The sequence below is a fragment of the Citrobacter sp. Cb004 genome, from assembly GCF_030337065.1.
In the GTDB taxonomy this organism is placed as follows: domain Bacteria; phylum Pseudomonadota; class Gammaproteobacteria; order Enterobacterales; family Enterobacteriaceae; genus Citrobacter; species Citrobacter braakii.
In genome coordinates, this window is sequence record NZ_JAOWCH010000039.1 from 1 (window position 1) to 9,537 (window position 9,537).

Genomic DNA, 9,537 nt, shown 5'->3' on the forward strand with positions numbered 1-9,537 from the left:
GGTGATGCTGCCAACTTACTGATTTAGTGTATGATGGTGTTTTTGAGGTGCTCCAGTGGCTTCTGTTTCTATCAGCTGTCCCTCCTGTTCAGCTACTGACGGGGTGGTGCGTAACGGCAAAAGCACTGCCGGACATCAGCGCTATCTCTGCTCTCACTGCCGTAAAACATGGCAACTGCAGTTCACTTACACCGCTTCTCAACCCGGTACGCACCAGAAAATCATTGATATGGCCATGAATGGCGTTGGATGCCGGGCAACCGCCCGCATTATGGGCGTTGGCCTCAACACGATTTTCCGCCATTTAAAAAACTCAGGCCGCAGTCGGTAACCTCGCGCATACAGCCGGGCAGTGACGTCATCGTCTGCGCGGAAATGGACGAACAGTGGGGATACGTCGGGGCTAAATCGCGCCAGCGCTGGCTGTTTTACGCGTATGACAGGCTCCGGAAGACGGTTGTTGCGCACGTATTCGGTGAACGCACTATGGCGACGCTGGGGCGTCTTATGAGCCTGCTGTCACCCTTTGACGTGGTGATATGGATGACGGATGGCTGGCCGCTGTATGAATCCCGCCTGAAGGGAAAGCTGCACGTAATCAGCAAGCGATATACGCAGCGAATTGAGCGGCATAACCTGAATCTGAGGCAGCACCTGGCACGGCTGGGACGGAAGTCGCTGTCGTTCTCAAAATCGGTGGAGCTGCATGACAAAGTCATCGGGCATTATCTGAACATAAAACACTATCAATAAGTTGGAGTCATTACCAAAACATGCAAATATATCTTTTATAAAGTTCCTTATCGACTGCAATATAGCAGTAGATACAGATTTACTGAAAAGTCGGGATCTTTACGATGAAATCATTCAATACAAATCAAAAAGAGAAGATAAAAACTCATGTATATCGAAAAAACCAAGGTAATTCTTCCACTTTCAACGGAGCTGATAAGTAGAGTCAGACCGGCTTTGTTGAATAAATAAAATTTCGGGTACCAGATAAAACAACCTAAGCCAGCGTTATTTTTTCCCTCAGGCTGGAGGTGGTGGCTAATTGCCCATCAACGGTAATCACAATAGCTTCCATCCCCTCTATTTTATTGACCGTTTGTAAAATAATTTTCGGATCCAGGCCAAACAGTTTCGTCGTATAGATATCACAATTTATTGATTTATCAGAGATAATAGTTAAGGAAGCAACATTGCTCCTGACCGGATAGCCGCTATGGCTATCAAAAATGTGATGGTATTTATTGCCATTGTACTCGAAGGTTCTTTCATAGATACCTGAGGTCACTACCGACTGATTTCTTACCTTGATCTTTGCAACACTATGGCCTCTTGGCAGAAAGGGGTTCTGTATACCGACATCCCAATCGGGGCTTTTTTTAGGTGATTCGCCATAAACAAGCAAATTACCGCCAATATCAATCATGGCGGAAACTGGATCCTTTTCCTTAAAGAAATCCATGATCTTATCGCTGAAATACCCTTTCGCAATGGCGCCCAGGTCTATTTCAAGGCCTTCTTTGGCAAAAAACACCGATTTTTGATCATCGTCTAGGACGATATCGGCAGGATCTAAGCGCGCCAGGACCTGGCAGATCTCTTCCTGGCTGGGTACCCTTGCTTCATCAAAGCCAATTCGCCAAAGCTTAACCAGAGGACCAATGGCAATATTCAAAAAACTATTGGATTCCAGGCTATGATCTCTTCCCACCTTGATCAATTCATACAAATCCGGATCCACAACGACCGGTTCTTTGACCGCGGTTGTTTTCAAAAAAGACAATTGTGAGAATTCATTATTGGCGCTAAAAACTTGCTCGTAATGCCTTAACCTGTCACACGCCACTGTTAGCCACTTCTCAGCCTGATATCCCTTAAAATACAGGCGAATACTGGTCCCCATAAGATCGATCGCTTGATTGGCCTCTGTCATGAACTCTCCTTCTCACGACATGAGTATTGGGCGGTATCTTTATAACGCAGAAATGAATCAAGCAGATCCGTATCGATCGCCGACAGTTCCCTGTTGCGGTTATGCGCGATGAAGTAATCTATGTTCAACTGGTCAACGGGCAGTTCATAGATATTGTATTGTGAGGGGGAGGGTTCTATGGCCACACTTTCAGGGACAAAAGTAAGGCCCATACCGGCCATAGCAAGATTTTTCACCGTGGCTATTTCACTGCTTTCTACAATGATACTGGCCTTTATTTTATAAATACCCAACAAGTGATCGATCTGCATTCTGATGGCCGATCCCTTAGACGTTAACACAAGCTTCTGTCTCAATAGGTCTTCTATGGCAATACTCCCTTCCGCAAGAGTGGCGGTCTCTTCCTGATAAAGCTCGCTGGAGCTGGGGATCACGGCATAATACCGATGCTTCCCCCAGGAAACGGCACAAAGTGCGGGAGCAAGACAACTTGAGTTCTGTCCAATCCAAAAGTCCACTTCACTCTTTAACAGCCTTTTTTCATTGTTTTCTGGTATATCTTCCACCAGTTCGATTTGACATTCGGGATAGAGGGTCAGAAATTTCGGCAAAAAAAGCGGGATCAGGTAAGTGCCGATACTGGGTAAGATACCGATTTTTATCGTCGTCTTACCCATATCCGTTATCACATTGATTTGCCGACGCATATTGGAGTAAACCGTTTCGAGTGAACCAAGATAGTCATAGTAAATCTTGCCCTGCTCCGTTAAACGATAAGGCAGCTCATTGCGGTTGATGATCTGACAATTCAGTTCTGTTTCAATACGTTTAATGACCTGAGTTAAATAAGGTTGAGAGATACAGAGGGATTCGGCAGCCTTGCTGTAGTTGCTGAACTTAAGTAAAGCATCTATGTAACATAAGGCATTTTGACCCTTATATTTTGCCATTTGCTCTCCCCTCCAGGCCCTTTAACCTCCGCATTATAACAAATTACTTATCAGGTGCTAATGTATAGCTATTAGATAGCTTTTGCATACTGTGTTAAAACAATACCCAGAAATTACTTATGGCTATTACAGTACAGGAAACTATTAAATATGAACTATTTAGCAATTGTTGGCACCAATTCTAAGATGTCATCAAACCGCATGTTACTGCAATTTATGAAAGAGCACTTTCAGGAAGAGGCCCGGATAGAGCTCTGTGAAATAAAAGATCTTCCGGCTTTTTACGAAGCCGAAGATGACCAGATCCCTCAGGAAGTGGAAGCCCTGTCAGTTAAAATCCGTCAGGCTGATGGTGTGATCATCGCTACCCCAGAGTATGACCACACCATCACCGCAGCCTTAAAGAGCGCATTAGAATGGATCAGCTATACCAGTCAGGCCCTCACTGATAAACCGGTCCTGATTGTGGGAGCCTCCCATGGAGCCTTAGGCTCTTCCCGCGCTCAGGCCCATCTTCGTCAAATTCTTGATTCCCCTGAATTATCCGCACGACTTATGCCTGCCAGCGAATTCCTGTTGGGAAAATCGCAAAGCGCCTTTGATGCGAGAGGCACCTTAATCAATGAGGCTAAGCTAGCTGAACTCAATGAGATTTTTAGAGAATTTGTTCTGTTTACCGATCTTATTACAAAATTGTTATCAGACAAGACGGTCAGCAAAAAAGACAAAAAATTCGCCTGGCAAACTCAGGGGGCATAAAAGAAATGAAATTTACTGCAATTGTCGGAACCACGTCTCCGAAGTCCTATAACCGGACACTGCTTCAGTTTATGCAGACGCATTTTAAAAACAAAGCTGAAATTGAACTGTTAGAAATCAACGAAGTCCCTATGTTTAACCAGGACAGCCCATCTAACAATCCACAGCTACTGGAGATTAATGAAAAAATAGTGGCAAGCGATGGCGTCATTATTGCAACGCCAGAATATAACCACTCCATTCCTTCCAGCCTGAAAAGCGTTCTTGAATGGCTAAGCTACGAGTTTCATCCTCTGGATAGCAAGCCTGTTATGATTCTGGGCGCTTCTATTGATTATCAAGGCTCTTCTCGCGCTCAGCTGCACCTTAGGCAGATACTGGATGCTCCCGGGATCAATGCCAATGTGATGCCGGGTTACGAATTCTTGCTGGGCAATGCCAACAAGGCCTTTGACGAAAATGGTCAACTGAACGACGAAGGTGCTATCAACTTTTTGGAAATCTGCTTCTTAAGATTCATGCGTTTTGCCAAAATTTCGAATCAATTAAATGAAGAAGAGGATTTCTCTTTCGTGCCTGGCACCTATGAAGTACATGCCTTAGGTCATGGCGGTGCCCTTCCAATGAAGGTCTCCTTCAGCGAGAAGAAAATCGAAAGCATTTATATTGACACCGCCGGCGAAACAGAAGGTCTAGCTGACGTTGTATTTGTGAGAATTCCTGACAAGATAATCGAGGGGCAGACCCTGAATGTAGATGCGCTGTCCGGCGCATCAGAGACAAGCAACGCGGTGATCGATGGTGTTGCTAAGGCGGTTAAACTGGCTGGTGTGAACCCTGACATCCTGAAGAAACGTCCAAAACCAGCCAGTAGTTTGAATCGCGGCGATGAAGAGTACACCTGTGATGTGGTTGTGATTGGTGGCGGCGGCGCCGGCTTAAGTGCGGCAGCAACCGTCTTACAGCAAGGCAAAAGTGCCATCGTTCTTGAAAAATACCCGGCTGTTGGTGGTAACACTATTCGTACCGGTGGTCCAGTTAATGCTGCAGACCCTGAGTGGCAGAGATCTTTTCAGGAAAATCCGGGCGAAAGACATACTATCGAAGCGCTATTAAACACGGATGAACGTGATATTCACCAGGAATATCTGGCTGACTTCAGAGCGCTGAAAAACGAATTTGCTATTTACCAGGCACACTTTGGCGATAACAAGGGCTTTCTGTTTGACTCTCCGCTTCTGCACAGAATGCAGACCTATTTCGGTGGTAAACGTACTGACCTCCAGGGAAACAGCATCTATGGTCAATACGACCTGGTTAAGATCTTAACCGATAGAGCCTTAGAGAGCGTTAAATGGCTTGAAGACATCGGTGTTGAGTTTAGCAAAGACATAGTTTTTGCTCCTGTTGGCGCGCTATGGCGTCGGGGTCACAAACCAGTCAAAAAATATGGTACCGCCTTTATTCTTGCATTAAGCAAATATATTGAAGATATGTCTGGCACCATTATTACCGATAGCCCGGCAAAAGAATTCCTCATCGAAAATGGTGAAATTAAAGGGATTATCGCTACAGGCGTGAACGGACAAAAAATTACCGTTCATGCTAAAGCGGTTGTTCTGGCCAGCGGTGGTTTTGGTGCTAATACCAGGATGCTAAAACAGTACAACACATACTGGAGCCACATTGCTGACGATATCAAGACAACTAATTCCTATGCTATGACAGGTGACGGTATCCTTCTTGGCCAATCAGTAGGCGCAAGCTTAACTGGTATGGGCTTCACCCAGATGATGCCAGTAGCCGACCCGAATACAGGTGAGCTATTCAGCGGTCTTCAGGTACCGCCAGAGAACTTCGTCATTGTGAATAAACAGGGCAAACGCTTCATCAATGAATTTGCCGGGCGTGACGTTTTAACCAAAGCTGCGCTGGCTGAAAGTGGTCTCTTCTATCTGATTGCTGATGATGAGATCAAGAAAACTGCTGCGAATACCAGTCAGGAGAAAATTGACCGTCAAGTTGAAGCCGGTACCCTCTTTAGAGCTAATACTCTTGAAGAGCTGGCGATTAAAGTAGGCATGGATCCAGACATACTCGTGGATACCGTCAACAAATACAATAGCTATGTTGAGGCAGGTGAAGATCCTGAATTCCACAAAGATACATTTAGCCTGAAAGTAGAAAAAGCACCTTTCTATGCAACGCCCAGACAACCCGCTGTTCACCATACAATGGGCGGTCTGAAGATTGATGCCACCACCAGGGTTTTGGATGAACACGACCAACCGATTAAGAACCTCTATGCTGCCGGGGAAGTCGCAGGGGGTATCCATGCCGGTAACCGCCTCGGTGGTAATGCACTGGCTGATATATTTACTTTTGGCCGAATTGCAGGCCAAACGGCTATTGCAGAAATGAACTAAAACGCGCTCAATAAAAATTGATCGTGTAACTAGCCGTTAACCAAAGAGATTAGCCCCAAGTGGGTTAATCTCTTTTTTTTAAGCGGAATTTGCACCTTTTCTGCAAGAAAATCCCCCGTTTTTAGCCGTACTGATGAGCAGAATCAGGTTATCCACTAAATATGCAGCATCGGTGTAAAAGTAAGCGTCCAGCGAGAATAGTATTGAGGCGACCATTCCATTAACAAAGCCTCGTGGATGCTACTGGAACACATCAAGCAATGTGCGTTGTATAGAATAGTCAGAGGTGAAGAGACGCAGCTAGTAAAAGGTGTCCCATCTGGTCAAATGTCCAATCCGGGCTGCCGGATTGGTGGAGACGCAAATGGTAGCAGTACTGCAGAGAGTGTTCAGAATCAATGTGGTAGGTGGCGAAATGATGGTCCGTATGAATCTCTGATGACTTATGTCAGCAACAAAGAGCAGGCATGCCAGAAAGCGAGCGTGTTGCCTGAAAACCCCACCGGCTACGGGAATGTTTACCCCAAATATGATTTATTCAACAAAGCCGGTAAAAGGAAAAAATCACAGAGAGCACTTAACCAAAATGATATGCTGGGGCTTTAACCAAACTTCAGACTGAATCTGACGTTATATTTGGGAAGAAATAATAGCCTGTAAATCAGTGTCAGGCCATTTTGCCTTTTTGCATCCATTGCCCTACAACAATTTTGACGCAGTGTTGACACAAATCCAGCCTGATTAGCTCCCCATCACCAAATACAGAGCCAAACCCCGCAACACGGTCAACCGACAAAAACTCCTGAAATTCAGAATCGCCTAATTCAGCACGTCGACCGCAGCGGTCGCAGGTTTTGGCGGACAGAAACAAAACCTCGATACTACAAACGACGACTAGCACCCACTGCAGATCTTGCGTCGTATGCCGCCCGTGCCTGTTCGGCACGCGCCACGTTTTCATCCGCCCAGGCGATCAAGCTGACAAGCGGCGTGAGCAGCGATTCGCCCATGTCTGTCAGTTGGTACTCGACGCTCGGCGGCCTTGTTGGGAATACCTGGCGTAGGGCCATGCCGTCTCGTTCCAGATCGCGTAACGTCTGGGTCAGCATACGTCGGGAGATGTCCGGGATGGTGCGAAGGATTTCACTGAACCGATGTTCACGCTGCCCAAGCGTAATCACGATCAATATTGACCATTTGTCGCCAATGCGATCAAGTACGCCGCGCACCGAACACTGTTCAGTACATGTGTTCTCCATCCATCGCCGGTATCTAGGCGAGCAATCGATTTTTGCCCTTGGCGACTGCTCCAGCCTTCAGCCGGAGGGCGCGCAGCGGCCATTGCCGGCGACAGCCCAGGTCGCCAACCAGCAGGCGCTGCATCTGGCGCGGCACCTGCCCGATTGGCTGGACGGAAAACCAATACCACCGTTTCAGTTCCAAGATCTCGGTTCGCTGGTCTCGCTCAGCGATTACAACGCCTTCGGTACACTGGGGCGCTTTGGTTTCTTTAGGGGGGCTGCATCAAGGGACGCTTCGCGCTGGTCAGCCATGCTTATCTTTACCAGCGCCACCAGCTTTCGCTGCATGGCCCAGTCCGTACGGCAATACTGTGGCTGGCCGAGCGGATCAATGCATGGGTGCAGCCGCGTGTATTCGCATCAGTTAACTCAGACCAGTGAAGCCTTTTTGAGGCGACAGAGGTGTCTTGGTGCTCAACATGCACGTTCAGCACCGTCACCAGCTCGTGAGGTCAGTCGCTGCTGGCCTAGGTCCGGTGATGCTGCATACAATCTAACTGCCACGCATACACCACCAGCCGCAGATGACGATCTTCAAGCCTCCAGTTAATTAAATAGAGTCCTGTTTGCTGTAGTTGCAGGCCAATCGGCGTAGCTCCTTTATAGTATTGTCATGGTTAAAACTGTAATGCTGGGGATTTATGACATTAGAAGTAGCGAATGAAGAAAAGATTTCACACAAGGTAATTTTGGATACAGTGTTCTGGATTGAAGCAGATCTTTCGAGGTCAATGTCTACTATGATTATTGCCGAGAGGACCGGTTATTCTCAATGGTACTTGCAAAGATTGTTTAAACAGATTACCGGATATTCGCTAGCAAGATACATTCGGTTGCGAAGGTTGACTGTTGCTGCTGAACTCCTTAAAACCAGTGATCTTTCCATTGTGAATATATTTGTTCAGGTGGGGTTTGATGATAGTGCAACTTTTTGCAGAGTATTCCGGCGGCATTATGGCCTAGGGAAGGTGCGAACAAGTTCCTGATATGAGATCATCATATTCATCCGGAGCGCATCCCAGAGGGACATCATGAGCCATCAACTCACCTTCGCCGATAGTGAATTCAGCACTAAGCGCCGTCAGACCCGAAAAGAGATTTTCCTCTCCCGCATGGAGCAGATTCTGCCATGGCAGAATATGACCGCTGTCATCGAGCCGTTTTATCCCAAGGCGGGCAATGGCCGACGGCCCTATCCGCTGGAGACCATGCTGCGTATTCACTGCATGCAGCATTGGTACAACCTGAGCGACGGTGCCATGGAAGATGCCCTGTACGAAATCGCCTCCATGCGCCTGTTTGCCCGATTATCCCTGGATAGCGCCCTGCCGGATCGCACCACCATCATGAATTTCCGCCACCTGCTCGAGCAGCATCAACTGGCACGTCAATTGTTCAAGACCATCAATCGCTGGCTGGCCGAAGCAGGCGTCATGATGACCCAAGGCACTTTGGTGGATGCCACCATCATTGAGGCCCCCAGCTCTACCAAGAACAAAGAGCAGCAACGCGATCCGGAGATGCATCAGACCAAGAAAGGCAATCAGTGGCACTTTGGCATGAAGGCCCACATTGGTGTCGATGCCAAGAGTGGCCTGACCCACAGCCTAGTCACCACCGCGGCCAACGAGCATGACCTCAATCAGCTGGGTAATCTGCTTCATGGAGAGGAGCAATTTGTCTCAGCCGATGCCGGCTACCAAGGAGCGCCACAGCGCGAGGAGCTGGCCGAGGTGGATGTGGACTGGCTGATCGCCGAGCGTCCCGGCAAGGTAAAAACCTTGAAGCAGCATCCGCGCAAGAACAAAACGGCCATCAACATCGAATACATGAAAGCCAGCATCCGTGCCAGGGTGGAGCACCCGTTTCGCATCATCAAGCGGCAGTTCGGCTTCGTGAAAGCCAGATACAAAGGGCTGCTGAAAAACGATAACCAACTGGCGATGTTATTCACCCTGGCCAACCTGTTTCGGGTGGACCAAATGATACGTCAGTGGGAGAGATCTCAGTAAAAACCGGAAATAACGCCAGAAATGGTGGAAAAAATAGCCTAAATAGGCTGATTCGATGTGTTTGCGGGAAAAAAATCGGCCCAGATCCGCGAAATTTTAATCAGCGAGTCAGCTTGGGAAGAAATGACCTGCTTATTCGCACCTTCC

The 9,537-nt window shown here is 47.5% G+C and carries 9 protein-coding genes; 6 read left to right on the forward strand and 3 right to left on the reverse strand.

Annotation, left to right across the window (positions count from 1 at the left end):
- The first annotated feature begins 55 nt into the window (after positions 1–55).
- Positions 56–753, forward strand: a protein-coding gene (locus tag OGV65_RS03075; protein ID WP_095033700.1) for an IS1-like element IS1B family transposase whose coding sequence is annotated in 2 segments (ribosomal slippage) — positions 56–305 and positions 305–753 — 699 coding nt in all. Because the reading frame shifts where the segments join, the coding sequence is not laid out codon by codon here.
- Positions 754–1,009: 256 nt separating this feature from the next.
- Here the strand turns inward: OGV65_RS03075 and OGV65_RS03080 are convergent.
- Both OGV65_RS03080 and OGV65_RS03085 read right to left on the reverse strand, forming a co-directional pair.
- Positions 1,010–1,942: an FAD:protein FMN transferase gene (locus tag OGV65_RS03080; protein ID WP_286454596.1), complete on the reverse strand. Its 933-nt coding sequence runs from the start codon at positions 1,940–1,942 to the stop codon at positions 1,010–1,012.
- Complete coding sequence (locus tag OGV65_RS03085; RefSeq protein WP_286454597.1) at positions 1,939–2,892, reverse strand: LysR family transcriptional regulator; 954 nt, start codon at positions 2,890–2,892, stop codon at positions 1,939–1,941. Before OGV65_RS03085 ends, OGV65_RS03080 begins: the two co-directional genes overlap by 4 nt.
- Before the next feature lie 150 nt (positions 2,893–3,042).
- On the opposite strand from OGV65_RS03085, the gene OGV65_RS03090 reads away from it, so the two are divergent.
- From OGV65_RS03090 to OGV65_RS03100, 3 genes are all read left to right on the forward strand, one after another.
- A complete protein-coding gene (locus OGV65_RS03090) occupies positions 3,043–3,651 on the forward strand; it encodes an NADPH-dependent FMN reductase (RefSeq protein WP_286454598.1) in 609 nt (202 codons plus the stop codon).
- 5 nt (positions 3,652–3,656) lie between these two features.
- On the forward strand, positions 3,657–6,077 hold the full coding sequence (locus OGV65_RS03095) for a flavocytochrome c (protein WP_286454599.1): 2,421 nt from the start codon (positions 3,657–3,659) through the stop codon (positions 6,075–6,077).
- 327 nt (positions 6,078–6,404) lie between these two features.
- Complete coding sequence (locus tag OGV65_RS03100; RefSeq protein WP_286454600.1) at positions 6,405–6,683, forward strand: hypothetical protein; 279 nt, start codon at positions 6,405–6,407, stop codon at positions 6,681–6,683.
- A gap of 275 nt (positions 6,684–6,958) precedes the next feature.
- Here the strand turns inward: OGV65_RS03100 and OGV65_RS03105 are convergent, their stop codons facing one another.
- Positions 6,959–7,336 (reverse strand): winged helix-turn-helix transcriptional regulator, encoded by a 378-nt coding sequence (locus OGV65_RS03105; protein ID WP_286454601.1) that lies wholly within the window; start codon positions 7,334–7,336, stop codon positions 6,959–6,961.
- A gap of 782 nt (positions 7,337–8,118) precedes the next feature.
- Between OGV65_RS03105 and OGV65_RS25395 the strand changes: the two genes are divergently transcribed.
- Together OGV65_RS25395 and OGV65_RS03110 are read left to right on the forward strand one after the other, a co-directional pair.
- Positions 8,119–8,364 (forward strand): helix-turn-helix transcriptional regulator, encoded by a 246-nt coding sequence (locus OGV65_RS25395; protein ID WP_502874458.1) that lies wholly within the window; start codon positions 8,119–8,121, stop codon positions 8,362–8,364.
- Between the two features lie 45 nt (positions 8,365–8,409).
- A complete protein-coding gene (locus tag OGV65_RS03110) occupies positions 8,410–9,390 on the forward strand; it encodes an IS5-like element ISKpn26 family transposase (protein ID WP_000019445.1) in 981 nt (326 codons plus the stop codon).
- Positions 9,391–9,537: the final 147 nt, after the last annotated feature.

What these genes read in the sequence shown, in the direction of transcription:
- OGV65_RS03080 (WP_286454596.1), bottom strand. Translation starts at nt 1,942, where the DNA reads ATGACAGAGGCCAATCAAGCGATCGATCTTATGGGGACCAGTATTCGC.
- OGV65_RS03085 (WP_286454597.1), bottom strand. Translation starts at nt 2,892, where the DNA reads ATGGCAAAATATAAGGGTCAAAATGCCTTATGTTACATAGATGCTTTA.
- OGV65_RS03090 (WP_286454598.1), top strand. Translation starts at nt 3,043, where the DNA reads ATGAACTATTTAGCAATTGTTGGCACCAATTCTAAGATGTCATCAAAC.
- OGV65_RS03095 (WP_286454599.1), top strand. Translation starts at nt 3,657, where the DNA reads ATGAAATTTACTGCAATTGTCGGAACCACGTCTCCGAAGTCCTATAAC.
- OGV65_RS03100 (WP_286454600.1), top strand. Translation starts at nt 6,405, where the DNA reads ATGTCCAATCCGGGCTGCCGGATTGGTGGAGACGCAAATGGTAGCAGT.
- OGV65_RS03105 (WP_286454601.1), bottom strand. Translation starts at nt 7,336, where the DNA reads ATGGAGAACACATGTACTGAACAGTGTTCGGTGCGCGGCGTACTTGAT.
- OGV65_RS25395 (WP_502874458.1), top strand. Translation starts at nt 8,119, where the DNA reads ATGATTATTGCCGAGAGGACCGGTTATTCTCAATGGTACTTGCAAAGA.
- OGV65_RS03110 (WP_000019445.1), top strand. Translation starts at nt 8,410, where the DNA reads ATGAGCCATCAACTCACCTTCGCCGATAGTGAATTCAGCACTAAGCGC.